Origin of the sequence: Janthinobacterium rivuli (assembly GCF_009208735.1) — a bacterium.
GTDB lineage: Bacteria > Pseudomonadota > Gammaproteobacteria > Burkholderiales > Burkholderiaceae_D > Janthinobacterium.
The window spans coordinates 145,828-170,053 of record NZ_WFLJ01000004.1 but is presented as its reverse complement, the minus strand read 5'-3'; the positions used below and the strand labels follow the sequence as shown (position 1 = coordinate 170,053).

At 64.0% G+C, this 24,226-nt stretch carries 24 protein-coding genes and 4 tRNA genes; 20 read left to right on the top strand and 8 right to left on the bottom strand.

Annotation, left to right across the window (positions count from 1 at the left end):
* The first annotated feature begins 13 nt into the window (after positions 1-13).
* From GCN78_RS06900 to GCN78_RS06865, 8 genes are all read left to right on the top strand, one after another.
* Entirely contained in the window at positions 14-439 is a 426-nt protein-coding gene (locus tag GCN78_RS06900; protein ID WP_152251036.1) for a hypothetical protein, read from the top strand.
* Between the two features lie 114 nt (positions 440-553).
* A complete protein-coding gene (locus GCN78_RS06895; protein WP_152251035.1) occupies positions 554-910 on the top strand; it encodes a hypothetical protein in 357 nt (118 codons plus the stop codon).
* Position 911: 1 nt separating this feature from the next.
* A complete protein-coding gene (locus GCN78_RS06890; RefSeq protein ID WP_226939509.1) occupies positions 912-2,270 on the top strand; it encodes a TolC family protein in 1,359 nt (452 codons plus the stop codon).
* A 2-nt stretch (positions 2,271-2,272) separates the two neighbouring features.
* The gene (locus GCN78_RS06885; protein WP_152251033.1) at positions 2,273-3,655 is read left to right on the top strand and encodes a multicopper oxidase family protein; all 1,383 of its coding nucleotides are present in this window, start codon (positions 2,273-2,275) and stop codon (positions 3,653-3,655) included.
* A 182-nt stretch (positions 3,656-3,837) separates the two neighbouring features.
* Entirely contained in the window at positions 3,838-5,496 is a 1,659-nt protein-coding gene (locus tag GCN78_RS29970) for a methyl-accepting chemotaxis protein (RefSeq protein ID WP_152251032.1), read from the top strand.
* Positions 5,497-5,573: 77 nt separating this feature from the next.
* On the top strand, positions 5,574-6,347 hold the full coding sequence (locus tag GCN78_RS06875; RefSeq protein ID WP_226939508.1) for a transporter: 774 nt from the start codon (positions 5,574-5,576) through the stop codon (positions 6,345-6,347).
* Positions 6,348-6,440: 93 nt separating this feature from the next.
* Positions 6,441-6,941 carry a hypothetical protein gene (locus GCN78_RS06870; protein ID WP_152251031.1) on the top strand — a complete coding sequence of 167 codons (501 nt, stop codon included), beginning with the start codon at positions 6,441-6,443 and terminating at the stop codon, positions 6,939-6,941.
* A gap of 15 nt (positions 6,942-6,956) precedes the next feature.
* A complete protein-coding gene (locus GCN78_RS06865) occupies positions 6,957-8,255 on the top strand; it encodes an NAD(P)/FAD-dependent oxidoreductase (RefSeq protein ID WP_152251030.1) in 1,299 nt (432 codons plus the stop codon).
* Positions 8,256-8,297: 42 nt separating this feature from the next.
* On the opposite strand, the gene GCN78_RS06860 is transcribed toward GCN78_RS06865, so the two are convergent.
* Together GCN78_RS06860 and GCN78_RS06855 are read right to left on the bottom strand one after the other, a co-directional pair.
* Complete coding sequence (locus tag GCN78_RS06860) at positions 8,298-8,813, bottom strand: DUF6265 family protein (protein WP_152251029.1); 516 nt, start codon at positions 8,811-8,813, stop codon at positions 8,298-8,300.
* Between the two features lie 77 nt (positions 8,814-8,890).
* Positions 8,891-9,604 carry a sensor histidine kinase gene (locus GCN78_RS06855; RefSeq protein WP_152251028.1) on the bottom strand — a complete coding sequence of 238 codons (714 nt, stop codon included), beginning with the start codon at positions 9,602-9,604 and terminating at the stop codon, positions 8,891-8,893.
* A gap of 291 nt (positions 9,605-9,895) precedes the next feature.
* Between GCN78_RS06855 and GCN78_RS06850 the strand changes: the two genes are divergently transcribed.
* Positions 9,896-10,291: a hypothetical protein gene (locus tag GCN78_RS06850; protein WP_152251027.1), complete on the top strand. Its 396-nt coding sequence runs from the start codon at positions 9,896-9,898 to the stop codon at positions 10,289-10,291.
* A 74-nt stretch (positions 10,292-10,365) separates the two neighbouring features.
* Here GCN78_RS06850 and GCN78_RS06845 read toward each other — a convergent pair whose 3' ends face one another.
* Together GCN78_RS06845 and GCN78_RS06840 are read right to left on the bottom strand one after the other, a co-directional pair.
* Positions 10,366-11,349: a GGDEF domain-containing response regulator gene (locus tag GCN78_RS06845; protein ID WP_152251026.1), complete on the bottom strand. Its 984-nt coding sequence runs from the start codon at positions 11,347-11,349 to the stop codon at positions 10,366-10,368.
* Between the two features lie 307 nt (positions 11,350-11,656).
* Entirely contained in the window at positions 11,657-14,152 is a 2,496-nt protein-coding gene (locus GCN78_RS06840; protein ID WP_152251025.1) for an ATP-binding protein, read from the bottom strand.
* 429 nt (positions 14,153-14,581) lie between these two features.
* Here GCN78_RS06840 and GCN78_RS06835 point away from each other — a divergent pair.
* From GCN78_RS06835 to GCN78_RS06820, 4 genes are all read left to right on the top strand, one after another.
* Positions 14,582-14,658 (top strand) — tRNA-Arg (locus tag GCN78_RS06835).
* Between the two features lie 82 nt (positions 14,659-14,740).
* Positions 14,741-14,817: transfer RNA gene (locus tag GCN78_RS06830), tRNA-Arg, on the top strand.
* A 76-nt stretch (positions 14,818-14,893) separates the two neighbouring features.
* Positions 14,894-14,970, top strand: a tRNA-Arg gene (locus tag GCN78_RS06825).
* A 147-nt stretch (positions 14,971-15,117) separates the two neighbouring features.
* Positions 15,118-15,194: transfer RNA gene (locus tag GCN78_RS06820), tRNA-Arg, on the top strand.
* A gap of 55 nt (positions 15,195-15,249) precedes the next feature.
* Here GCN78_RS06820 and GCN78_RS06815 read toward each other — a convergent pair.
* Positions 15,250-16,125 carry a helix-turn-helix domain-containing protein gene (locus GCN78_RS06815; protein ID WP_152251024.1) on the bottom strand — a complete coding sequence of 292 codons (876 nt, stop codon included), beginning with the start codon at positions 16,123-16,125 and terminating at the stop codon, positions 15,250-15,252.
* Positions 16,126-16,240: 115 nt separating this feature from the next.
* Here GCN78_RS06815 and GCN78_RS06810 point away from each other — a divergent pair, with 115 nt between their 5' ends.
* Both GCN78_RS06810 and GCN78_RS06805 read left to right on the top strand, forming a co-directional pair.
* Positions 16,241-17,197 (top strand): phytanoyl-CoA dioxygenase family protein, encoded by a 957-nt coding sequence (locus tag GCN78_RS06810; protein WP_152251023.1) that lies wholly within the window; start codon positions 16,241-16,243, stop codon positions 17,195-17,197.
* 94 nt (positions 17,198-17,291) lie between these two features.
* Positions 17,292-18,437, top strand: a complete 1,146-nt coding sequence (locus GCN78_RS06805; protein WP_152251022.1) for an alpha-hydroxy acid oxidase — start codon at positions 17,292-17,294, stop codon at positions 18,435-18,437.
* Here GCN78_RS06805 and GCN78_RS06800 read toward each other — a convergent pair.
* From GCN78_RS06800 to GCN78_RS06790, 3 genes are all read right to left on the bottom strand, one after another.
* Positions 18,434-18,940 (bottom strand): P-loop nucleotide/nucleoside kinase family protein, encoded by a 507-nt coding sequence (locus GCN78_RS06800; protein ID WP_152251021.1) that lies wholly within the window; start codon positions 18,938-18,940, stop codon positions 18,434-18,436. The two genes, GCN78_RS06805 and GCN78_RS06800, sit on opposite strands and share 4 nt — an antisense overlap.
* 193 nt (positions 18,941-19,133) lie before the next feature.
* Positions 19,134-19,784 (bottom strand): hypothetical protein, encoded by a 651-nt coding sequence (locus GCN78_RS06795; protein WP_152251020.1) that lies wholly within the window; start codon positions 19,782-19,784, stop codon positions 19,134-19,136.
* Between the two features lie 41 nt (positions 19,785-19,825).
* Entirely contained in the window at positions 19,826-20,593 is a 768-nt protein-coding gene (locus tag GCN78_RS06790; protein ID WP_152251019.1) for a CPBP family intramembrane glutamic endopeptidase, read from the bottom strand.
* Between the two features lie 179 nt (positions 20,594-20,772).
* Between GCN78_RS06790 and GCN78_RS06785 the strand changes: the two genes are divergently transcribed.
* From GCN78_RS06785 to GCN78_RS06765, 5 genes are read left to right on the top strand one after another with little or no spacing between them, the layout of a single operon-like run.
* Positions 20,773-21,336 (top strand): GNAT family N-acetyltransferase, encoded by a 564-nt coding sequence (locus tag GCN78_RS06785; protein ID WP_152251018.1) that lies wholly within the window; start codon positions 20,773-20,775, stop codon positions 21,334-21,336.
* The gene (locus GCN78_RS06780) at positions 21,333-21,680 is read left to right on the top strand and encodes an SMI1/KNR4 family protein (RefSeq protein WP_193316638.1); all 348 of its coding nucleotides are present in this window, start codon (positions 21,333-21,335) and stop codon (positions 21,678-21,680) included. Before GCN78_RS06785 ends, GCN78_RS06780 begins: the two co-directional genes overlap by 4 nt.
* A gap of 15 nt (positions 21,681-21,695) precedes the next feature.
* Positions 21,696-22,235: a GNAT family N-acetyltransferase gene (locus GCN78_RS06775; protein WP_152251017.1), complete on the top strand. Its 540-nt coding sequence runs from the start codon at positions 21,696-21,698 to the stop codon at positions 22,233-22,235.
* Complete coding sequence (locus tag GCN78_RS06770) at positions 22,232-22,933, top strand: response regulator transcription factor (protein WP_152251016.1); 702 nt, start codon at positions 22,232-22,234, stop codon at positions 22,931-22,933. The genes GCN78_RS06775 and GCN78_RS06770 overlap by 4 nt, the downstream gene beginning before the upstream one ends.
* On the top strand, positions 22,930-24,153 hold the full coding sequence (locus GCN78_RS06765) for a sensor histidine kinase (protein WP_152251015.1): 1,224 nt from the start codon (positions 22,930-22,932) through the stop codon (positions 24,151-24,153). The genes GCN78_RS06770 and GCN78_RS06765 overlap by 4 nt, the downstream gene beginning before the upstream one ends.
* The last annotated feature ends 73 nt before the right edge of the window (positions 24,154-24,226 follow it).

Sequence of the window (24,226 nt, the reverse complement as noted above, 5' to 3'; positions counted from 1 at the left end):
TTATAGTCGTGCCATGAACCCTGCCTTTTTCCGCTATCTTGCCCGCTCGCTGCTCTGGCTGCTGGCCGTCACGCTGCCCATGCAGGGCTTTGCGTCGGCCATGCGCAGCTGCTGCGTGGACGAGCTGGCGGCAACGGTGACCGTCATGGCAACCCAGGCGCAGGCGCCCCAGTGCCACGACATGACCGAGATGGCCGACATGCGGATGGCGGACCAGCCGATGACCATGGCCATGGACGATGGCGGCGCCACGCACCACGGCCACGATTGCAGCAACCATGGCGCCTGCACCGTGGGCGCCACGGCGCCGCCCGGCATGCCGGCCCTGCACGCCCTGACCCTGCGCGCGCCGCCTCCGGCGCTGGCGCCCGATTCCCGGTTCGCCGGGCATATCCCGCCGGGTCCCGAACGTCCCCCGAGAAGCACGCGCTCCGCCTGACCGCCCGTGAACCCGGCGGTGCGGCCGCCGCACGTCCATCGAGGCCGTGCCGGCCGTACGCCGACGTTCCAGTCGCGCGCCCGCCGCGCCATACCCTGTCATTCAAGGAATACCATGAAACACCTGTTCAGCCTTGCGCTGGCTGTGCTGCCGTTGGCCGCCAGCGCCGCCGGCCCGGCCACATCCACGCCCGCCCCCTCCGCCCCGCAAGAGGCGCAAGCCTCCGTGCCGGCCACCACTTACCGCTCCGCCTTCGCCGGCTACCGTCCCGCCGCCGAGGATGACGCCACGCCCGACCAGACCTGGCGCGCCCTCAACGACAAAGTCGGCAAGGCCGGCGGCCACATGGGCATGATGAAGATGGAAGGCCACAAGATGGAGGGCCACAAGATGCCGATGGAGAAGCCGAGTCCCAAGCCGGCCGCCCAGCCCGCCCAGCAACATCAGCCACACCAGCATGAAGGACATTGACATGGCCAGCTTCACAAAATCAACTTGTTTGACGCCGCTGGCGCTGGCGGCCGTCCTGCTGCTCAGCGGCTGCGCCAGCTTCAGCCCCGATGGCGGCATGCGCACGGTGTCCACGCTGGCCGACGCCCGCACGGGCGCCCCCGACGCGCTGACGGACAAGGGCGGCGAGGAAAAACTGGCTGCCCTGCTGGCCCAGCCGCTGGACGCCGACAGCGCTGTGCGCATCGCCCTGATGAACAATCACGGCATGAAAGTGGCGCTGGCCGAACTGGGCGCGTCCGAGGCGGATCTGGTGCAGGCGGGGCGCTTGCGCAATCCCGGCCTGTCGTTCGGCCGCTCGCATGGCAGCCACGGCAATGAAATCGACCGCGGCGTCAGCTTCGATCTGGCCGGCTTGCTGACCATGCCGATGCGCGTCAACATCGAGCGGGGCCGTTTTGAGCAAGCCAAGCTGCAGGCCGCCAGCAGCGCCGTGCAACTGGCGGCCGACACGCGCCGCGCCTACTTCAATGCCGTGGCCGCCGTGCAGACGGAAGCGTTCATGCAGCGGGCGCTGCTGTCGGCCGAGGCGGGCGCGGAACTGGCCACGCGCTTGCAGCAGGCGGGCAACTGGAGCCGCCTCGACCAGGCGCGCCAGCAAGTGTTTTACGCGGACGCCGTCGGCGACCTGGCCCGCGCGCGCCACCAGGCCACGGCCACGCGCGAACACCTGACGCGGCTGCTGGGCCTGTGGGGCAAGCAGACGGCTTTCACTTTACCGTCGCGCCTGCCCGACTTGCCGGCCGAGCCAGCCGAGGCGGGCAATATCGAGGCGCAAGCGATGGAGCAGCGCCTCGACGTGCAAAGAGCGAAGCTTGACGCACAGGCGACGGCCAGCGCGCTGGGCCTGTCCAAGGTGACGGGTTTCATCAACGTGCTTGACGTTGGTTACACCAACAAGAGCACGAGCGAGGCGCCGCGCGAAAACGGCTATGAAGTGTCGCTGGAATTGCCCCTGTTCGACTGGGGTGCGGCGCGCAACGCCAGGGCGCAAGCGCTATATGAACAGTCGCTGCAGCGCACGGCGGGCACGGCCGTCAAGGCCCGCTCGGAAGTGCGCGAGGCGTATTCCAGCTACCGCACGGCTTACGACCTGGCCCGCCACTACCGCGATGAAGTCGTGCCGCTGCGCAAGACGATCTCGCATGAAGTCTTGCTGCGCTACAACGGCATGCTGGCCAGCGTGTTCGAACTGCTGGCCGACGCGCGCGAGCAGGTCGCCAGCGTCAACAGCGCCATCGAGACCCAGCGCGATTTCTGGATCGCGCAAACGACATTGCAATCGGCCATCAATGGCAGCGGCCCTGCCGAGAAGGAATAATGATGATTACACGTAGAAACTTTTTCATGAACGCGGGCGCCGTCGCCTTGAGTGCCGCGGCCGTCAGCAGAGTCGGTGCGGCATCGTTGCCGGAAGCCGTCAGCATGGCCGGCGCGGAGACGAAGGCGCCGCCACCGCCGCCGAACGGGCGTCCATACAACCCCGTCGTCACCCTGAATGGCTGGTCCTTGCCCTGGCGCATGAACAACAACGTCAAGGAATTTCACCTGGTGGCCGAACCCGTCGTGCGCGAGCTGGCGCCCGGCATGATGGCGAATCTATGGGGCTACAACGGGCAGTCGCCCGGTCCCACCATCGAAGTGGTGGAGGGCGACCGCGTGCGCATCTTTGTCACCAACAAGTTGCCGGAACACACGAGCGTGCACTGGCATGGCCAGCGCTTGCCCAATGGCATGGACGGCGTCACGGGCCTGACTCAGCCGGGTATTCCTCCCGGCAAGACCTTCGTCTACGAATTCGTTGCCAAGCGGCCCGGCACCTTCATGTACCACCCGCATGCCGATGAAATGACGCAGATGGCCATGGGCATGATGGGCTTCTGGGTCACGCATCCGAAAGACCCGAACTTCATGAAGGTGGACCGCGATTTCGTCTTCTTGCTGAGCAACTATGACATCGATCCCGGCAGCTACACGCCGAAGATCATGACGATGACGGATTTTAATCTGTTCACCTTCAACAGCCGCGTCTTCCCCGGCATCGATCCCATGGTCGTGCGCCAGGGCGACAAGGTGCGCGTGCGCGTGGGCAATCTGACCATGACGAACCACCCGATCCACATGCATGGCCACGAATTCGAGGTGACGGGCACGGATGGCGGCTGGACGCGCCCCGAGTCGCGCTGGCCCGAAGTGACGACCGACATTGCCGTCGGCCAGATGCGCGCCGTGGAATTCACGGCCACGGACCTGGGCGACTGGGCTTTCCACTGCCATAAGTCGCACCACACGATGAATGCCATGGGACATGACGTGCCGACCATGATCGGCGTCGACCACCAGGGCGTGGCGGCGAAGATCAACCAGCTTGTGCCCGGCTATATGGTGATGGGCGAGCGGGGCATGGCCGACATGGGCGAGATGCAGATGCCGATCCCCGACAACACCCTGCCGATGATGGCCGGCGACGGCCCCTTCGGCGCGATCGGCATGGGCGGCATGTTTACGACGGTCAAGGTGCGCAAGGACCAGAAACCGGGCGACTACCGCGACCCGGGCTGGTACAAGCATCCGGCCGGCAGCGTGGCCTATGAGTGGACGGGCGCCTTGCCGGAACCCGTGCGCGGCCAGGGGGCGGGCAAGTTGCCGGCCAAGGGGAGCGTCGAGATGACGGTGCGCAAACCTGGCGCGCACGCGGGCCATTAACGGGGGCCGCCAGGCCCATGCCCGAACGGCTTGCCTAGCATGGCAAGCCGTTTTCCATGTTGTTGTAAATCAAGGAATTGTTGTTTGGTGACAATCCGAGCATTTTTTTCCGTGATTTTTCTTTATATTCAAGCCAGTACGCTCCAGTTGCATCGAGTGTCAGCCAGCCTATGGGGGAAATCATGTTGAACCGGATGAAGGTGGGAACGCGCTTGCTGGCGGCATTTTTCTGCGTCGCGCTGATGGGGGCCATCGTGGCCGGCATCGGCATCTTCAACATGGGCAAGATCGATACCATGGCGGGGCAGATGTACAACCATGAATTGCTGGGCTTGTCGTACATCAAGGAAGCCAATATCGCCCTGATCAAGGTGGGCCGCGCGCGCAGCAATTTTTTGCTGGCCACGACCGCCGAGGAACGCGCCACGCGCCAGGCCGACATCGCCAAATTCCTCGAGTTAAATAAAAGTTACCTTGCCAAGGCGGAACCGTTGTTCGTCACGCAAGCGGCCAAGGAACTGTTTGCCCGCTTCGCCGCCGTCGAAGCCGAGTACATCGCCACCATGCAGCAGGCGCTGACCCTGGCCGCGGCCGAGCCGCTGGCCCAGCGCAGCGCGCAACTGGTCGAGCTGCTCAACAAGACGCGCCAGCATGCCGATGAACTCGATGGCGTGCTGGATAAACTCTCGCTGCAGAAGGAAGAGCGCGCCAAGGCGGCGTCCGAGCAGGCCTCCGGCGTGTACCAGGCCAGCCGCAGCTTCATGATCGCGCTGGTGCTGGGCAGCATGGCCGCCGGCCTGGCGCTGGGCGCGCTGATCACGCGCGGACTGACGCGCCAGCTGGGCGGCGAACCGGCGTATGCCGTCAAGATCGCCGGCGCCATCGCCGAGGGCGACCTCACCGTCGATATCCGCACGGCCAGCCACGACAGCGCCAGCCTGCTGTTCGCCATGAAGACCATGCGCGACAAGCTGGTCGGCATCGTCAGCCAGGTGCGCTCGGGCACGGACACCATCAACACGGCCTCGGGCGAAATTGCTCAGGGCAACCTCGACCTGTCGTCGCGCACGGAAGAGCAGGCCAGTTCGCTGGAAGAAACGGCGTCATCGATGGAGGAGCTGACGTCGGCCGTGCGCCAGAACGCGGACAATGCGCGCCAGGCCAATGCGCTGGCCGGTGCCGCATCCGATGTGGCCGGCAAGGGCGGCGCCGTGGTGGGGCAGGTGGTGCAGACGATGGAATCGATCAATGCGTCCTCGCGCAAGATCGTCGACATCATCAGCGTCATCGACAGCATCGCCTTCCAGACCAACATCCTCGCCTTGAACGCGGCCGTGGAAGCGGCCAGGGCGGGCGAGGAGGGGCGCGGTTTTGCCGTGGTGGCGTCCGAAGTGCGCAACCTGGCGCAACGCTCTGCCAGTGCCGCCAAGGAAATCAAGACCCTGATCGGCGACTCCGTCGAGCAGGTGGAAATCGGTTCCCAACTCGTGCATGACGCGGGCAAGACGATGGATGAAGTGGTCGCCAGCGTGCGCCAGGTGGCCGATATCATGCAGGAAATCACGGCCGCCAGCGCCGAACAAAGCGCCGGCATCGAGCAAGTCAACCAGGCTGTGCTGCAGATGGACCAGGTGACGCAGCAAAACGCGGCCCTGGTGGAAGAGGCGGCCGCAGCCGCCGCATCGCTGCAGGATCAGGCGCAGACCCTGACGGAACTGGTGGGCGTGTTCCGCCTGCATGCCCACGCCGAGCACATCGCCGTGGCGTCGGTCAGCAACAACGTCACGCCGCTGCGCCGGCCGGTGGCGAGCGTCAGGCAGGGTGTGCGGCGCCTGGCCTGAGCGAGGCTGGAGCGGACGCGATCGGCGCGGCGGTGGTAGGCTGTCGATATTGCGCGTTTGCCACTTCCGGGTTTCCCATGCCGTCTCCTGCCCTGCCGTTATTCTGTTTTCCCCTGCTGTTGCTGTCCCTGGCGCCCCGGGCGCAGGCGCAGCAGGGCGATCCCGTGCTGCCTTACCGGCCTTCCGTGGCCAGTCCCGCCCAGTTGCCCGTGCCGGGCCAGCTGGAATTCGAGGCGGGCGGCTTGCTGTCGAAAACGGACGACACGCGCCGCGCCAGCCTGCCATACACGTTCAAACTGGCGTTCACGCCCGAATGGGGCCTGTTGCTCGAAGGCGAGGGCTTCGTCCGCGCGCGCGACGACACGGGGCGGCGCGACACGGGCGTGGGCGACACGACGGTCGTGCTCAAGCGCGCTTTTGTGCTCGACGACGCCACGGCGCTGGGCCTGGAACTGGGCTGGAAGTTGCCCACGGCCAAGGACAGCATCGGCAGCGGCAAGAGCGACGTGTCGCTGAACGGCATTTTCAGCCGCGACCTGGGCGCCGTGCACATGGACGCCAACCTGAACGCCACGCGCCTGGGAGCGTCGGACCCTGGCGCCGGCCGGGTGCAAACGGGCTGGGCGACCTCGTTTTCCACGCCCGTCAGCGCGCGCTGGGGTGCCACGGCGGAAGTGTCGGGCACGCGCTTGCGCGGCGCGCCGGCCACGGCGCAGCTGTTGCTGGCCGCCACCTACAGTCCCAGGCCACGGCTGGCCATCGACATCGGCGTGGCGCGCGGCTTGACGGCGGCGTCGCCGGACTGGTCGCTGTTCAGCGGCCTGGTCGTGCCTTTGGGCAAGCTGTGGTGAGATTGCGACGGGATTCCTTATGTGTCCTTGCGAACAAACAGTTGGTTGCACAAGGTCTACAATGACGGCATAACTGATAAAAGGAGTGCCCTAATGAAAACCCTCATTCTCGCCGCCGTCTTGCTGTCGGCCGCCACCGCCGCCGTTGCCCAGGTCGGCGTCTCCGTCACCGTCGGCCAGCCCGGCTTTTATGGCCGCCTCGACATTGGCGACTATCCCGCGCCGCAATTGATCTACGCCCAGCCCGTCATCGTGCAGCGCCCGCAATACTATTCGGCCGCGCCGATCTACCTGCGCGTGCCGCCCGGCCATGCGAAACATTGGTCCAAGCACTGCCGCAAGTATAATGCCTGTAACCAAGAGGTATATTTCGTCCAGGATAGTTGGTATAACAACCAGTATGCGCCCCGTTACCGCCAGCAGCATGGCGACCATGGCCGTCCCGACTATAGGGACCACGACCGTGATCGCGGCCATTATGACAAGCATGATGACAAGCGCGACAAGCATGAAGGCAAGCGTGACAAGCATGATGACAAGCCAGGCAAGGGTCATGGCAACGGTCATGGCAATGGCAACGGGCACCGGGATTAACAAGCAGGAGGATCTTTGCATAGTAAAATCGTTATCGTAGGGGGAGGTGCAGGCGGCCTGGAGCTGGCCTGCAAACTCAGCCGCAAGCTCGGCGCCGGCCAGGTCACCCTGGTCGACAGCCGCCTGTACCACATCTGGAAGCCGTCGCTGCATGAAGTGGCGGCCGGCACCCTGGACATTCATCAAGAGGGCCTGTCGTACCAGATGCTGGCGCATGACAATGGTTTTACCTATGTCTATGGCCCTTTGATCGGGCTCGACGCCGCGTCGAACAGCCTCACCGTGGGCGCCATCGCCACGGACAAGGATGAACAGCTCTTGCCGCAGCGCACTGTCACCTACGACCAGCTGGTGCTGGCCGTGGGCAGCACCTCGAATTACTTCGGCGTGCCTGGCGCCCAGGAAAACACGATTTCCCTGAATGCCACGGAAGACGCCGAACGTTTCCGTCTGACCCTGCTGAAACTGCTTGCCATGGCCGAGCAGCGCCAGGGCGACGCGGGCCATCCCGGCGTCGACATCGTCATCATCGGCGGCGGCGCCACGGGCGTGGAGCTGGCGGCCGAATTGCGCGAAGCGAGCGGCGTGTATGCCGCGTATGGTTTCCAGAATCTCAACGCCATCAAGGATGTGCGCATCACCCTGCTCGAAGGGGCGCCGCGCATCCTCGCGCCGCTGCCCGAGCGCGTCTCCATCGCCGCTTCGAAACTGCTGCACCAGCATGGCATCACGGTGGTGACCGATACGCGCGTCACCACGATCGAGGCCGACAAGGTGACGGTGGCCAGCGGCACCAGCTATGCGGCCGATATCTGCGTGTGGGCCGCCGGCATCCGCGCGCCGGAATTCCTGTCCACCCTGGGCTTGCCGACCAACCGCGCCGGCCAGTTGGAAGTGACGGGCATGCTCAATGTGCAGGGCCATGCGAATATCTTCGCGCTCGGCGATTGCGCCGCCTGCATGGGGCCGGATGGCAAGCTGGTGCCGCCGCGCGCCCAGGCTGCTCACCAGCAAGCCGATTACCTGTTGAAAACCTTCCTGCTGCAAGCGAAGGGCAAGCCGCCGCAAACCAAGCCGTATGAATACCTGGACTACGGTTCGCTCGTCTCGTTCGGCCGCACCACCTCGGTGGGAACTCTGATGGGTTCGCTCAAGGGCCTGAGCTGGTTCGTCGAAGGTTTCGTGGCCCGCATGATGTACGTCAGCCTGCACCTGATGCACCACAATGCCGTGCTGGGCAGCGTGCGCACGGCCGTCATGGCCATGGGCCGCTTCCTGATCAAGCGCAGCACGCCGCAGGTCAAGTTGCATTAAACCAGCGTGTATCCGAACAGAAAGGGGCCGCAAGGCCCCTTTTTATTTGCCGCGCGTGAGGGGCGCCGCTTCGCAACGGCCCCGTGTCATGGGGAAATCGATGGTGGTGAGCTTGCCTTTCATGGTGCCAACGATACTGGCATGCAGGATGCGCTCGCTGTCGTGGCGGTAGATGATGCGGCTGGGGAAGTCATTGTCCAGGTTGGCGAAGATGAATTCATTCGGCTTGTCCTGGCGCAGCAGATTGAAGATCACGGGCGGCTGGCCCGACGGCTGCACGATGTAGGCCAGCTGGCCCGGGTCGGTGAGGCGGATCTGCACGAATTCAAAGGCCGTCGTCTTGCCGCCCTTGACGGTGCGGCTGGTGCCGAGGATGGTGCCGCCGGCGGCCGTGCTCCATTGTTCGCCGGAACCGGGTTCGGCGCCGTCGACGTTCCAGCAGCCGGCCAGCCAGGCCAGCTTGTCCACGGTTTCCGGCGGCGGCACGGTCTTGTCGGCGGCCTGGGCGGCGCCCATGGCCAGCAGCGCTGCCAGTACGGTGGGGATCAGTCCTTGCATGCGGTCTCCTGTCGTTGCAACGTTCAGCGGGGCAGGGCGCTCCGGCGGTGTTCCGGCCTGATGCTGCCAGGGAATGACTATTCTTTGGGACTAATGCGCGGCAAGACGACGGTCAGGGCCGTGCCGCCTTGCGGATTGGCCGTCAGGCTCAGGCTGCCGCCCAGGTAATGCACGCGCTCGCGCACGGCGCGCAGGCCGTGCTTGCTCATTTCGGCCGGTTCGCTGGCTGGCAAGCCCGTGCCGTTATCCTTTACTGTCATCATCAGCGCTTCGTCGTTGTCGTCGATGATGATGTCCACCTGCGTGGCATGGGCGTGCGCGGCGATGTTGCTGAGCGCTTCTTCCAGGGTGCGCAGCAGGGCCACGCCCACGTTGCGCGGGCAAATCAGTTCATCTTCGGGCAGGCTGCAGCGCACGGTGATCTGGTGTTGTTCGGCAAATTGCGTGGCCAGTTCGCCCAGCGCCACATTCACCCCAAGAAATTCCAGCTTGTCGTTCCACAGCTTCATCTGCATCTGGCGGTTGGTTTCAATCACGTTCAGCAGCAATTGCTTCATGGTTGCCGCACGGTCGAGCAAGGCCGCTTCCTGCGGCATTTTTTGCGTCAGCAGCGACAAGTGCATGGTCAGCGCCGTCAGCGAGGAGCCGAGGCTGTCGTGCAGCTGGCGCGACAGGGCGCGCCGTTCATTGTCCCAGCTGGTGTTGACATGGCCGAGCAACTCGCTGAGATCGGCGGCGCGTTCCGCATCGGCCTGGGCCGTTTCCTTGTTCGGATCTGTTTGTGCGGACATAGCGCCCCGTGAATGGTGAAAGGTGAGGACCAAATTCAAGTGGTGGATCATACATGAGGATTCCATCGCGGGGCGCATGGATGGAAAATTTCTGTCTTTTCGGCAATTTTAATCTCCTCCCATTACTTTTATATTGTATGCAATATTTTCGTTTGTGCCAGCAGGGACCGTTCCCTTCGTTACGTACGGCTGCGCACATACTTGGGCGCGGCACGCTGCCATAGTGGGGTTGTGCATTACCCCATGCAGCCTCGCAGCACAGGCCAGCTTACCGAAACGAAAGGACATGCCATGAATATCGATACCATCGTCGACCAGGAATACCTCGACAAAAGCTTCCGCGACATCGTCAATGCGCCCATCAGCGCCCTGCGCGGCGTCAGCGCGAAGGATGCCAAGGCCTTGCAGCAAGCGTTTGGCGTGAACACCGTGCGCGAACTGTCCAACCTCAATTTCGTCAAATGGGCCAGCGCGCTCGCCATTCTGGCCGATGAAGAGGGCATGAGCGGCGAAGAGCGTGCCAAGGAAGAATTGCTCGACGATGCCGTGGAAATGACTTTCCCCGCCAGCGATCCGATTTCCGTCGATGCCGGCATCACGCGCATCGAAGTACCGCCGGAAACCGTCAATGCGCAAACGGACCACCAGCATGCAGGCCAGCATGAAGTCACGGCTGGCAAGAAGTAGGGCGTTTCGCCCATGAAAAAAACCGGCTGGCCGTGAGGCTTGCCGGTTTTTTCCTGGGCAGCGCGCAATAAAAATCAGGCGATCGAGGGGATGCCGCTTTGCTGCAGGTTCACCTGGCTGTTGATCACTTCGTGTGGCGAACAGCAAAAGCGGTTCTTGCCGGCGCGCTTGGCTTCGTACAGGGCCGTGTCCGCCGCGCCGAGCAGCGATTCGACGGTGCTGGCGTCATCCGGATAGATGGCGATGCCGATGCTGGTCGACAGGCGCAGGGTCAGGTCGTTGATGAAATACGGTTCGGAAATGACTTCGATCAGCTTGGCCGCCGGTTCGCGCGCGTCGCCCTTGCCAGCCAGGTTGCCCAGCACGATGACGAACTCGTCGCCGCCGATGCGCGCCACCGTGTCTTCCTTGCGCGACGCGCTCACCAGTCGGGTCGCCACCATTTTCAGGATGTCATCGCCATAGCCGTGGCCATAACTGTCGTTGATGGCCTTGAAACCGTCCAGGTCCAGGTACAGGATGGCCGATTTGCCGCGCTGGCGCGCCGATTGCTGCAGCGTATGTTCGATGCGGTCTTCCAGCAGGCGACGGTTGGGCAGGCCCGTCAGCGGGTCGTGCAGCGCCAGCTCCTGCTGCTGCTTGCTGTATTGCGCCAGTTCCTTATACAGCAGGCGCACTTCCAGCATGTTGTGGATGCGCTTGTGCACTTCCATCAGGTCGAAGGGCTTGCTGATGAAGTCGCGCGCCCCCGCTTCCAGGGCGGCGATCTTGAAACTCGGTTGCGCCGTCAGGGCCAGCACGGGCAGGTACCCGCCATGCTCGATTTCCTTCAAGCCTTTCATGACCTGGAAACCATTGAGCTCCGGCATTTGCAGATCCAGCAAGATCAGGTCGTAGCAATGCTCCCGGTGCAGGGGGCAGACCTGGGCCGGACGCATGGTGGCCGTGACATTGGTGTAGCCGGCATCGCGCAGGATTTCCAGCATCAGGTCGACATTGTCGGGAGAATCGTCGACGACCAAAATTTTGGCTTTCAAAATCTCATCTTGGCTGGGCATGTAAGGTCTCGGTTAATACGGTCTATGCAACGCTGGCTTCCGCCGCGGATGATGGGATGGCGGCGGTGGGAAAGATAGTAGCGCCTTGCAACAAGATAGGGCGCACAACAGCGCTTGAACCCGCTTCTGCCAGTCTGGCCGCTCAAGGCCGCCACCCTCATCCTGTCGTGCAAGTGTCTTTCTGCATTTCAGTGTAGCAAATTTCCACTGAGTTGCTTGTAGGACAGTGCCGCGTCTGAAAGTAGGAAGGCTAACCTATGGAAATAGTCATTTTATACTGCACTATGTATTTCTTTGCATCATCTTTTTAGGGCGGTGTTTTGTGGCCCGGTTCAGGGCGCGGGGCGGCCAGTTGCGCTACGGCCGCCACCAGTTCGGCCGGATCGAGCGGCTTCGAAATCCAGGCCTGGAAGCCGCTGTCGAGTGCCCGCTGGCGATCCTGCTGTTGCGCGAAGGCCGTCAGCGCCAGCGCGGGCAGCCGGGCCGCATCCGCGCAGGCGCGCGCTCGGACTTGCGCCAGCAAGTCGAAGCCGTCGGCGTCGGGCATGCCGATGTCGCTGACCAGCACGTCCGGGTGCACCTGGTCCAATAGGTGTAGCGCTTGCGCCACGCTGCCGGCGTCGTGCACGTCGGCGTGGTGCTCGCGCAGGATGCGTGCCGTCAGTTCGCGCGCATCGGCCTCGTCATCGACCAGCAGCACTGTCACGCCGCGCAAGTCGGGCCTGGCGGAGCGGGCGCCGTCCGCCAGGCGCGCGGCGGCGGCCGGCGTCCCCAGGGGCAGGCGCACGGTGAAGCTGGCGCCCTGCATGTCGCCGGCGCTGCTGGCCGTGACGGTGCCGCCATGCTGTTCCACCAGATGCTTGACGATCGCCAGTCCCAGCCCCAGGCCGCCATGCCGGCGCGTGGTGGAGGCATCGGCCTGGCGGAAGCGGTCGAACACGTGGGGCAGGAAGTCTTGCTTGATGCCGACGCCGTTGTCGGCCACCGTGATGGCCAGCCGGCTCGCCTCGCGGCGCACGCCGATCTCGACCCGGCCCCCTTGTGGCGTGAACTTCAGGGCATTCGACAGCAGGTTCCAGATCACTTGCTGGATACGGCTGGGGTCGCCCGTGATGCGGCCCGCATCGCTGGCGATGTTGCAGTGGATGGCGATGTGCTTGGCCTCGGCCGCCGGGCGCAGGGTTTCGATGGCCGAGGCGATGATGCTGGCGGGCACAATGGTTTGCAGGTCGAGCATCACCTTGTCGGAGGTGATGCGGCTCATGTCGAGCAAGTCTTCGATCAGCTGCGCCTGTGCGCGCGCATTGCGTTCGATGCTTTGCAAGCCGCGGTGCAGGTCGGCCTGGTCACGCGTGCCGCGCCGCAGCACCTGGGCCCAGCCCAGGATGGCCGACAGCGGCGTGCGCAATTCATGCGACAGGGTGGCGAGAAATTCATCTTTCAGCTGGTTCGTGCGTTCGGCCTCGGCGCGCGCTTCACGTTCGCTGTCGAGCAGTACCTTGCGCTCTTCGGCGGCGCGCGTGGCGGCCGCGTACAGGCGCGTATTGTCGAGCGCAACGGCGGCCTGGGCCGCGATGGCCGAGACGATGCGTTCGCTGCGCGCGCTGAACATGCCCGCCTGCGGATGGCCGAGCAGCAAGCGCCCCAGCAGCAGGCCCGAGCGCGAGCTGACGGGCAGGCTCAGGCAACTGCGCAGCGGCGGTGCGCCGTCGGCGCTGGCCTCGGGCGCGGCCAGCAAGTCGTTCTGGCGCGTGGCCGGCCCCTGGCGCAGTTCCGTGGCAATCGCCTCGGCCTGGCGCAGGCTGATGCCGTTGACGGCGCGCGCAGAGGGCAGGGGCGCGGCGCCGTCGTTCGCCTCACCGCCCGCATCGTCATAGTAAAAGGCGCCGAAGCGCGCGCCGCTGATGCGCGTGGCCGCATCGACGGTTTCCTGCAGCAGGGCGGGCAGGTCCAGGGTGCCGGCCAGGGTCGCCCCCGTATTGTTGAGCAATTCGAGCACGCGCGTTTCATCGCGCAAGGCTTCCTGCGCGCGCCGGACCTGGTCGACGTCGGTGCTCGTGCCAAACCAGCGCAGCAACTGGCCGCCCTGGTCGCGCACGGGATTGGCGCGCGTCAGGAACCAGCGGTACTCGCCGTCCGCGCCGCGGATGGGGAATTCCATTTCGAAGGGCGTGCCATCGCGCAATGCAACCTTCCAGGCTTGCAGCATGGGTGCCAGGTGCTGCGCGTCATAGGCGATGCTCCAGCCGTCGCCCGCCATCTGTTCGGCGCTGGTGCCCGTGTAGTCGTGCCAGCGCTGGTTATACCAGGCAATGGTGCCGTCGAAGCCGGCGATCCACGCCAGTTGCGGGATGGAATTGGCCAGCGCGCGCAAGTTCTCCTCGCTGTGGCGCAAAGTTTCCTCGGTCGCCTTGCGCTGGCTGATGTCCTGGATATATGTGGTCAAGCCGTCGCTGGAAGGGAAGATGCGCACTTCCAGCCACCGCCCCAGCGGCGCATACAGCAGTTCGAAACTGCAGCTGTGCTGCTGCGCCATGGCACGCCGGAACTGCACTTCCAGCTCCGTGCCCTGCACGGCGGGACAGGCTTGCCACAAATTGCTGCCTGCCAGGCTGACGCCAGGCGGATGTTGCGGCGCCAGCATGGCGGCGCCGCGCGTATTGAGGTAGCGGATGGTCCAGTCGCGGTCGAGCAGGCAGAAACCATCGGTGATGCTTTCTAGTAAGTTGGCCAGGTGCTCGTCGGCAAGGCTCAGCGGCGCTGATGGGGGAAGCAGATCTTGCTTGCGGTCATGCTTGGCCATCGGAAATCCTGCAACAGCGAGTCTGCCGTCCGGGCTCTTGCCCGGCCGGACCGCCGCCGCTAAGCTTAGTTAAATGGGTCATGATGGGAAATGCCCGCCGTGATGCAGTGGGGGAGGCACAAGCGCCCCTGTCTGGCTGGTATTGTAGCCCCAAGCGGCGCGCCGCCACCGCACGCTTGCGCGGCACTTGCAGATAGCACTGGACAGGCTGGAAAGCAGTCCCTATAATCCCGCTTCTTTCGAGACAGCAACTTCTCGATTCGCTGGATGTCTCCTGTGAAAGCAGAAGCATGCATCGATAAAAAGGCGCAAGCTTTTTGGCAGTGAAAAGGTGGCGGATGATGCGGGGCGGTATTCTGCAAAATCAGCTAAGCGATTGAAAAATCGAACTTTTCAAAGCGAAATGAATACGCTATAATGTTTGCCTGCGCGGCTGTAGCTCAGCTGGATAGAGTACTTGGCTACGAACCAAGGGGTCGTGGGTTCAATTCCTGCCAGCCGCACCAGAATACTGAAAATCAGACTTTGCCTGGTTTTGTTGTAACAAGTTTCACCTCCATGTTGTTGATGGAATGTTGTAGAAGTTTTGCGGCTGTAGCTCAGCTGGATAGAGTACTTGGCTACGAACCAAGGGGTCGTGGGTTCAATTCCTGCCAGCCGCACCAGTATTGCCAACATTGGTTTTTCCGTGTTGATGAAAGTTTCAAGCTTCGCGCCGTTCGGCGAAGTGTGTCAGAGTTTGCGGCTGTAGCTCAGCTGGATAGAGTACTTGGCTACGAACCAAGGGGTCGTGGGTTCAATTCCTGCCAGCCGCACCAGTATCAGCAGTACAGAAAAAACCCGGAAAGGTGACTTTCCGGGTTTTTTTTCGTCCTGACGGCAGCCAGCCGGGGCCTGGGCAATTGTGAAATATCCGCACGGCGCCCTTTGCCATTCTGCAAAGCCCTGCTATAATCTTGTCTTAGGCGGCTGTAGCTCAGCTGGATAGAGTACTTGGCTACGAACCAAGGGGTCGTGGGTTCAATTCCTGCCAGCCGCACCAGAATATTGGGGGTCAGATTGTAAAATCTGATCCCCTTTTTCGTTTCCGAATGGATTTACGCTGCGCCGCTGGCGCCGCGCCGGTATTGCTGGCGAAACGCGCGCGGCGTGACGTGCCTGGCGGCGCGGAACTGGCGGTTGAAATGCGCCAGGTTGCGGTAGCCCGCCTCTTGCGCGATGACGGCGATGGCCAGATTGCTTTCGATTAGCTGTTGGCAGGCGCGGCCAATGCGCAGCCGCGCCAGGTACTCGCCCGGCGTGCAATGCGCGTGGCGCTTGAAACAGCGGTGGAAGGCGCCCAGCGACAGGGCCGCCTTCTGTGCCAGGGTTTCCAGTGCGATCTCTTCCCGGAAATGCGCGTGCATGAAATCGAAGACGATTTCCATGCGCTGTTGCCGCACATCGGCAGGCATCGGCGCCAGCGCCTCCGAGGCGAGCGGCTGCGCGGCGCCATCGGCCGCCAGGTCCAGCAGCACGTCGAGCAACAGCGGCAGGCGCTGCGGCACAGGCAGCGCATGCAATTGCAGCAGTCTGGCCGCGCAGCGCGCACTCGTTGCCGGCGAAAAATGCAGGGCAGGGCCGGCGCGGCGCGCCAGTTGCCGCACGCTGTGCAGCTCCGGAAAACAGGCCGCCAGCCGCTCCACCCATTCCAGTGAAAACCACACGACGACGGCCAGCATCGGCTGCGTGCCGTCGATGCGCTCGCTGGCCGACCACGTGTGCGGCAAATTCGGTCCCAGCAGCACCAGGTCGCCCGGTTCGAAGTCGCCCAGGTGATCGCCGATGTAGCGCTGCCCTCGCGCATTGACCGTCAGGGTCAGCTCGAATTGCGGGTGGTAATGCCAGAGGAAGGGAATGGCGTCGAGTTCGCGCCACAGCAAGCCCCAGGAGTGGCCCGTCGGAATCGTGACTTGTTCGAATAAAGGCGTCATCGTGACGTTTTAGGAAGAGTGATGATCAGGATAGTATCAGTATTGGTTGCTGCGCACGCATTTTCCCCTGATCTTCCATCGCACAATCTGTCTCACACCAACACAGGAGACAGCGATGCACAACCGATATCAGTACGGCGAAGACCGTCCCGGCAATCCGTCCGTGGCCTATACGGAACAAACCCAGTTGCGCGACATCCGGAAACGGCTGCCCCTGCGCGTGCTGTCCGACAGCGATTTCCTGCACTGGCAAACCTACGGCTACGTCATCGTCAAGGATGCCGTGACGCCGGAACAGGTGCGCCGCACAACGGATTTTCTGTGGGAATTCCAGGGACTCGACGAGCATGATGCCGCCACCTGGAACCGGGATCAGTTGCGCGACCACGCGATGAAGGAACTCAACGGTTCCGGCATGGTCGAGGCGTATCACAACCAGACCCTGTGGGATAACCGCCAGACCCAGCGCGTCTACGACGCCTTCGTCGACATCTGGGACCGTCAGGATTTGTGGGTGACCATCGACCGCGCCAACCTGAACACGCCGAACAATGGCAAGCGCAAGTTTGGCGGCTTCATCCATTGGGATGCCGACACCACGCTCGACCCGCTGCCCGTCAACGTGCAGGGCGTGCTGGCCCTGTCCGACACCTCGCCCGAGAGCGGCGGTTTTCAATGCTATCCGGAGCTGTTCAACAATTTGCTGGCGTGGCGCGAGACCGTGCCGCTCGACCGCAACCCGTGGCAGCCGGACCTGGCGACGGTGCCGTATCCGATGGAATTCATCGCCATGAAGAAAGGGGAGTTGTTGATCTTTAACAGCCTGCTGGCGCACGGCATCCGCCCGAACACGTCCACGGACCAGGTGCGCCTGGCGCAATACATTTCCTTCACGCCCGCCCAGGAAGACAATCAAGCCTTGCGCGACTGGCGCGTGCAAAGCTGGCGCGAGCGCAGCGCGCCGCAAGGCTATGCGTTTCCCGGCGACCCCGAGGAAAAAGAAGCGCTGCGCTATCCGCAGGCGCGGTTGAGCGAACTGGGCGAGAAAATCCTCGGCGCGCGCGACTGGTAAGTGTGGCGCCAGGTCCGGTGGCATTGCCTGCCGGATAGACAATTGCGGGTAAATGCACGATCATGGTCCGACTTGCCATCGACCGAGGAAACGCATGAGTATCATCACCTGCATCGAAGACTTGCGCGTGCTGGCCCAGAAACGGGTGCCGCGCATGTTTTACGACTACGCCGATTCCGGCTCCTGGACGGAATCGACGTACCGCGCCAACAACAGCGATTTCGCCAGGATCAAATTCCGCCAGCGCGTGGCCGTCAACCTGGAAAACCGCAGCCTGGCCTCGACCATGGTCGGCCAGGCGGTATCGATGCCGGTGGCCCTGTCGCCCACAGGCTTGACGGGCATGCAGCATGCGGATGGCGAAATCCTCGCGGCCCAGGCCGCCGAGCAATTCGGCGTGCCGTTCACCCTGTCGACCATGAGCATCTGCTCGATCGAGGACGTGGCGGCGAACACGACGAAACCATTCTGGTTCCAGCTGTACGTGATGAAGGACCGCGAATTCATCAACCGCCTGATCGACCGCGCCAAGGCGGCGAAATGCGGCGCTCTCGTGCTGACCCTGGACTTGCAGGTGCTTGGCCAGCGCCACAAGGATTTGCGCAACGGCCTGTCCGCGCCGCCGAAACTCACGATACCCAACATCCTCAACATGGCCACCAAGCCGCGCTGGGTGGCGGGCATGCTGGGCACGAAACGGCGCGGTTTCGGCAATATCGTCGGCCATGCCACGTCCGTGTCCGACATGTCGTCGCTGTCGGCCTGGACGCAGCAGCAGTTCGACCTGAGCCTGTCGTGGGCGGACGTGGAATGGATCAAGCAGCGCTGGGGCGGCAAGCTGATCATCAAGGGCATCATGGACCCCGAAGACGCGCGCCTGGCGGTGGAAAGCGGCGCCGACGCGCTGATCGTCTCGAACCACGGCGGACGCCAGCTCGATGGCGCGCAATCGTCGATCGAAGCCTTGCCGGCCATCGTCGACGCCGTCGGCAGCCAGATCGAAGTGCACATGGACGGCGGCATCCGCTCGGGCCAGGACGTGATCAAGGCCGTGGCCCTGGGCGCGAAAGGCGTGTACATCGGCCGCCCATTTTTATATGGCCTGGGCGCCATGGGCGGGCCGGGCGTCACCAAATGCCTGGACATCATCCGCAATGAACTCGATTTGACGATGGCCTTTTGCGGCTTGCGCGACTTGCAGCAGGTGGACAAGAAAATCCTGCTGCCGGGGACGTTTTAAGCGGCAATCCGCACGACATGAAAACCCTCGGCCTCTGAAGGCGGCACGAAATGGCGCGTGATGGCGTCAAACTCGGCGTCGCTGGTGGAAAACGGGTGCAGCCCGCTGGCATTGCGCTGGCGCAAGCGCGCCTTGCATTCCTCCTCCGGCACGTCGAGGTAGTGCAGCACGTGCGGCACGCCCGCCTGCAGGAACAGGTCGTGCATCCAGGCACGGCTGGCGGGCGTATTCGCGGGGAAATCGAGCACGACGGACACGCCCGCCTGCAGCATCTGCAGGGCCAGAGGGGCGATGGCCGCGCGCAGCCGCGCCGCGCAGGTCATGTAGTCGGCCAGGCTGGCGATCTGGCCCGGATACAGCTGCGCCAGCAAGCTGTCTTCGCTGATGCGCACGGTGTGCGGCGCCGCCGCAAGGCGGGCGGTCAGGGTGGATTTGCCCGAGGCAATCTTGCCGCACACGAGGTGCAGGGTGGGGGTAACGCTGGTGCGGGGAGTGGGTTGCATGGTCGCTCGCTAAAAAAGAAATAAAGCCTGCGAGACGTCTTGACCAGTTGCTGCAAATCAAAGCCGCCTCTCAGGCGGCTTGGTCAATGTCATTCCTGTCCAGCCACCATGTGTGAAATGGCGGCAATAATCGATGGCAGGGGTGGGAATGGCGATTGCATGACTGAACGATGCCATGGAATGGCTGGCGCTGTCAATTGCCGATGCGTGTCCATGGCTCGCGGAAGGTGGCCGCATCGAGCGGCCGCGCATGCGGGTCATCTTGCCGGAACAGGCCGCCGATCAGCATGTCCTGGATGGCGTCCGTGAAACCGCCGTAGGGCGAGGCGCTGCCCCACTGGCGATGCGTGCGGGCGAAAATGACGGCGTCTTGCTGCGCGGCCACTTGTGCCAGCGCCGCCTGCAGGGTGGCAGCGGCGTCCGCTCCCATGTCCGTGGCGATGGCGCACACCAGGCGCTGGCTGAACTGCAAGGGCTTGCCTGCCAAGCCCAGCAGTGCTTCGTTGGCCAGGGCCAGGAACACGTCGGGCGCCTGGCCATCCTTTTCGCAGAGTGTCCAGGCGGGCGCCCATGCTTCCAGGCTCATGAAGCGGGCCTCGGTCGTCTGCGGTGTGTGCGTCCACTTGGCGTGCGATTTGTCGTCCCAGCCCAGGCGGCCAAAGGCAATCGGCTTGCCCTTGGGATTGTATTGATGGCAGCGCACGCTGGCCTTGCCCCGTGCTTGCGCCATGAGGCCGTCGAGGCTGGCGGCAAACGGCGTCCATTGCGCCGCATCCCACAGGGGCGCCGCGCCGGGCGCGGCCAGCAGCAGGAATACCTCGTAATCACGTGAAAAAAACGCCATGCAGCTTCCTCGGCAAACGGGTGAAAAATATTGTCGCAATATTATAGTTGCAGTTGCAACAGGGCGGCGCGCTGGCTGGGGCGCAGCAGGTAGACGCCGTACAGGCACAAGGGCAGCACGGCCAGCAGGGCGATATACGGCAGGATCGATGCACCGTCTTCGGCCGGGTGCGGCAGGGTGGCCGTCACCAGCGCGTAATCCCACAGGCCATGCACGAGCACCATCGGCCAGACCGAGCGGGTGCGCAGGCGGATGGCCGCATAGCCGACGCCCTGCAGGGTGGCGGCCACCGCCTGCCACAAGGCGCCGCTGACGTCGCCCGTGGCCAGGCCGTTGGCGGTATGGGCCAGGCCGAACAGCGCCGATGACATCAGGACGGCCGGCCAGACGGCGTAGCGGTCCAGCATGCCTTGCAGCAAGATGGCACGGAACATCAGCTCTTCCGAGACGGCCACCAGCGCCGCATTGCAAGCGACGATCAGCAGCACGCGCGGCTGCGGCCAGCCGCCGGCCCAGGCCAGCAACAGCATCAGCAGCGCATACAGCAGCGGCGGCCAGACCAGCCACGTGCTTTTCCACGGCTGCGGCGCGCACAGGCCCGCCGCGCGCGGCCGGCTGGACGCCAGCAGCAGCGCCAGCGCGAACAGGGCGGCCAGCGCCCACGACAGGCCGATACGGCCGGTGACGGCGGCGCCCGGCAAGGCGTAGCCGGCCGCTTCCAGCCAGCGGCCGCCCAGGCTCAAGCCCAGCCAGACGGCCAGTGCGCCGATGGCGAGCGGCATGGTGAGGTGGATTCTAGGGATGGACATGGTTGGCTTCGGAGTTGGCTGCGTCGGTTACTGCGTACATAAGCGGATCATGAAGTTGCATCAATGATATGGCGAAAAATATTGCCATAGTACATTAAAGCACCGTCACAAAATTGCCACATCGTTATAGTTGCATGGAATAATAAGCATTCGTCCGTTTGCCGCCAGACTGGAGTGCCATGAGCTACAACAAGACCATCACCACTGAACGATTGATCCTGCGCAAGCCGCAACCTTCGGATGAGCTGGCGCAATTCGCCATGCATTCCGACCCCGAAGTGATGCGCTATTTCAGCGAACCGCCGTGGACCGATGCCAGCCGCGCCGCGCGTCAGATTGCCGAGGACAGTGCCGCTTTCGAAAAAGAGGAATTCTTCCGCTTCGCCGTCGAGTTGAAGGCGACGGGCGAATACCTGGGCAGCTGCAGCCTGTTTTCCGAGCACCGCCAGAACCGCCGCGCCGAGATCGGCTACGCGCTGGGCCGTCCGTACTGGGGCAACGGTTATATGCACGAAGCGCTGTCGGCGCTGATCGAGTACGCGTTTGTCGAGCGCGACCTGAACCGCCTGGAAGCCGATATCGACCCGCTCAACGCCGGTTCGGCCAGCGCCCTGGAACGCCAGGGTTTCAACAAGGAAGGTTTTCTGCCCGAGCGCTGGATCGTCGGTGGCCACGTCAGCGACTCGGCCCTGTACGGCTTGCTGCGCCGCGAGTGGGAAGCGCGGCGCAAGGGCGGCGTGTGAGCGGGCAAGCTATCGACGCGTTCCAGCAGGCGCTTGGCCGCAGCCTGCCGACTTACTATCTGCGTTTTCTCCGGGATGGGCAGGAAGGCATGCGCGGCGAGCAGGTGCTGCTGTATGGCGCGGACAGTTTGATGGAGCGCAATGCCACCTATGACACCGCGCTGGCCTGTCCCGGCTATATCACCATCGGCGACGACAGCGGCGGACGCGCCGTCATGCTGGCGCTCGATGGCATGGACCGCGTCGTGTACCTGGTGGGCCATGGCTCGATGCAGCGCGACGATTTCGAGCGGGTCGCCGATGATTTTCACGCCTGGCTGGCCGCCGATTGCCCGCTGGACTGAGGAGGATGCAAAGCAATGCGCGCTGTCGATTCGCCCGCTTCAGACCACCCGCTGGTGAGCTTGCGCCACCTGGAGCGTAGCGACGCGCCTGCCTGGTATGCCTACCTGGCCGACCCCGCCGTCGTGGAGCACACGAGCTGGGCCTTGCGCAGCGCCGACGACTTGCAGGCCAATTTCGATGACTACGCATCGGCCGGGCCAGCGTCGTCGATCCGCCTGGCCGTGGTGCTGCGCGACGGCGGCCAGCTGGTGGGCACGATCGGCTTCAATGCCATTTCCCCGCAGCACCGGACGGCCGAGATCGCCTACGACCTGGCGCCCGCCGTATGGGGGCAGGGCGTGGCGACGTCCGTCGTGAACGCCGTCGTGGATTGGGGCTTCCGGCACCTCGGCCTCCTGCGCATCCAGGCGGCTGTGTTGGAGAGCAATGAACGTTCGATCCGCGTGCTCGAACGCTGCGCTTTCGCGCGCGAAGGCTATCTGCGCTGCTACCGGCAAATTCGCGGAAGATCCGGCAATTTCTGGCTATACGCACGCATTGCCGCAGCGCGATGAGCAAGCCACCCTTGAGTATCCTGCTGGTGGAAGACCACCTGGCCATCGCGCGCCAGGTGCTCGACTTTCTCGACGGCTTGCGCTGGCAGACGGACCATGCGGGCACGGGCGCGCTGGCCGTGCAATTGGCCACGGGCAATCGCTATGACGTGGTGCTGCTGGACCTGAACTTGTCCGACATGGATGGCTTGCAAGTGTGCCGCGCCATCAAGGCGGCCGCGCCCAGCAATGTGCCGATTCTGATGCTGACGGCGCGCGACGCGTATGAAGACAAGGCGCGCGGCTTTCGCGATGGCGCCGACGACTATTTGACCAAGCCCTTCGACTTGCGCGAGGTGGCCTTGCGCTGCGAAGCGCTGGCGCGCCGGCAGCAACTGCACGTGCACCAGGAAATGCGCGTGGGACCGTTTACCTTGCAGACGCGCGCAGGACGCGCCCTGGTCGGCGACGCACCGCTGCCATTGACGCAGACGGGTTTCAAGATACTGCTATTGCTGTGCCGCGAACATCCGCATGCCGTCTCGCGCTCAGCCCTGTTGCAGCAGCTGTGGGGCAGCCAGCCGCCCGACAGCGACGCCCTCAAATCGCACATCTACGCGCTGCGCAAGCAACTGGAGCTGGTTGGCGCGGCGGGCATACTGGTGACCATACCGCAGCTGGGCTACCGTCTTTCCTTCGACGCAGCGCCGCCGCCATGAGCTGGTCGATCCGCCGTCGCCTGTTCGCCGCCCTGGCCGGCTTCACCGTCCTGCTGTGCCTGTGCTACACGGGCCTGGCGCTGGTGATCGCCTACGTGACGGAAGACATGCTGGTGCAGCGCCTGCTCGAGCGCGAAGCGGCGGCCGTCAGCATGCGCTGGCAGCAGCACGGCAAGCTTACGCCCTCTGGCAGCGACCTCATCACGGTTTATGGCGGCTACCTTGACTTGCCTCAAGCGGTGCGCCAGCAAGTGCCGCCGTCGGCCCCGCGCGGCGAAGTGTTTACCACGACGGGCCAGCATTATCACGTGCTGGCGCTGGACCTCGTCTCCGCTGGCCAGCCGCGGCGCAGCTATCTGCTGGCCGACGTGGCGCCGGTGCTGGTCGTGTCGCGGCTGGCGCGGGAAGTGGGCGGTGTCGTGGCTGGCGTGGCGCTGGCGCTGATCGCCCTGGCCTTGCTGCTGGCGTACTGGCTGGCGCGGCGCCTCGTGCTGCCCTTGCAGAGGCTGGCCCGGGAAGCGCGCCTTCTGGCGCCCGGCGGCGCCGTCCATTTCAGCGAGCGCGATCGTCCCGACGAGATCGGTTTCCTGGCGCGCCGCCTGGAAACCACCTTCGCCGAATTGCAGGCGGTGTTGCAGCGCGAACAGGCTTTCGCCCGCGACGTCAGCCACGAATTGCGCACGCCGCTGACCTTGATGCACAACACGCTGGCGCTGGACCATGCGCAAGCGCTAGGCGGGCAAGAGCAGGCGCAGTTGCGGCAATCGACGCACGAGATGCGCGCCACCCTCGACGTGCTGTTCGCGCTGGCGCGGGCCGAGCAGCTGCCCGGCGAAGTGGTCGAGTTGCGCGGCGGCATCGAGCAATGCCTGCTGCGCCTGCTTGACGAATATCGCTGGGATGCCAGCCTGCTGACCCTGGACTTGCCCGAGCGGCTCGAGGTGGTTGGCAATGGGCAGCTGACGATGTTGCTCATCAATAATTGCCTGGCGAATGCCCTGTTCCATGGCGGCCCCGATTGCCGCATCAGCATAGCGTTCGCGCAAGGTTGCCTGAGCATCGACAATACCGTGCCGGCGGGACAGCCGCGACGCGTCCAGGGCTTCGCGCACGGCCAGAATCTGCTGCTGCGCCTGGCACAAGCCATGCACTGGGACATTGTTTTTCACCCGGGCGCGACGCAGTATCGTGTCGTCATCCGTCCGGCCCTGGCGCAATAAACTCACCGGATTTCACCGCGATTTCACCGGCGCCTGCGTAAGCTGCAAGCTCTTGATTAACGGAGGAAACCGC

Coding starts and splice junctions, on each gene's coding strand:
- GCN78_RS06900 (WP_152251036.1), top strand. CDS start 14: ATGAACCCTGCCTTTTTCCGCTATCTTGCCCGCTCGCTGCTCTGGCTG.
- GCN78_RS06895 (WP_152251035.1), top strand. CDS start 554: ATGAAACACCTGTTCAGCCTTGCGCTGGCTGTGCTGCCGTTGGCCGCC.
- GCN78_RS06890 (WP_226939509.1), top strand. CDS start 912: ATGGCCAGCTTCACAAAATCAACTTGTTTGACGCCGCTGGCGCTGGCG.
- GCN78_RS06885 (WP_152251033.1), top strand. CDS start 2,273: ATGATTACACGTAGAAACTTTTTCATGAACGCGGGCGCCGTCGCCTTG.
- GCN78_RS29970 (WP_152251032.1), top strand. CDS start 3,838: ATGTTGAACCGGATGAAGGTGGGAACGCGCTTGCTGGCGGCATTTTTC.
- GCN78_RS06875 (WP_226939508.1), top strand. CDS start 5,574: ATGCCGTCTCCTGCCCTGCCGTTATTCTGTTTTCCCCTGCTGTTGCTG.
- GCN78_RS06870 (WP_152251031.1), top strand. CDS start 6,441: ATGAAAACCCTCATTCTCGCCGCCGTCTTGCTGTCGGCCGCCACCGCC.
- GCN78_RS06860 (WP_152251029.1), bottom strand. CDS start 8,813: ATGCAAGGACTGATCCCCACCGTACTGGCAGCGCTGCTGGCCATGGGC.
- GCN78_RS06855 (WP_152251028.1), bottom strand. CDS start 9,604: ATGTCCGCACAAACAGATCCGAACAAGGAAACGGCCCAGGCCGATGCG.
- GCN78_RS06850 (WP_152251027.1), top strand. CDS start 9,896: ATGAATATCGATACCATCGTCGACCAGGAATACCTCGACAAAAGCTTC.
- GCN78_RS06845 (WP_152251026.1), bottom strand. CDS start 11,349: ATGCCCAGCCAAGATGAGATTTTGAAAGCCAAAATTTTGGTCGTCGAC.
- GCN78_RS06840 (WP_152251025.1), bottom strand. CDS start 14,152: ATGGCCAAGCATGACCGCAAGCAAGATCTGCTTCCCCCATCAGCGCCG.
- GCN78_RS06815 (WP_152251024.1), bottom strand. CDS start 16,125: ATGACGCCTTTATTCGAACAAGTCACGATTCCGACGGGCCACTCCTGG.
- GCN78_RS06810 (WP_152251023.1), top strand. CDS start 16,241: ATGCACAACCGATATCAGTACGGCGAAGACCGTCCCGGCAATCCGTCC.
- GCN78_RS06805 (WP_152251022.1), top strand. CDS start 17,292: ATGAGTATCATCACCTGCATCGAAGACTTGCGCGTGCTGGCCCAGAAA.
- GCN78_RS06800 (WP_152251021.1), bottom strand. CDS start 18,940: ATGCAACCCACTCCCCGCACCAGCGTTACCCCCACCCTGCACCTCGTG.
- GCN78_RS06795 (WP_152251020.1), bottom strand. CDS start 19,784: ATGGCGTTTTTTTCACGTGATTACGAGGTATTCCTGCTGCTGGCCGCG.
- GCN78_RS06790 (WP_152251019.1), bottom strand. CDS start 20,593: ATGTCCATCCCTAGAATCCACCTCACCATGCCGCTCGCCATCGGCGCA.
- GCN78_RS06785 (WP_152251018.1), top strand. CDS start 20,773: ATGAGCTACAACAAGACCATCACCACTGAACGATTGATCCTGCGCAAG.
- GCN78_RS06775 (WP_152251017.1), top strand. CDS start 21,696: ATGCGCGCTGTCGATTCGCCCGCTTCAGACCACCCGCTGGTGAGCTTG.
- GCN78_RS06770 (WP_152251016.1), top strand. CDS start 22,232: ATGAGCAAGCCACCCTTGAGTATCCTGCTGGTGGAAGACCACCTGGCC.
- GCN78_RS06765 (WP_152251015.1), top strand. CDS start 22,930: ATGAGCTGGTCGATCCGCCGTCGCCTGTTCGCCGCCCTGGCCGGCTTC.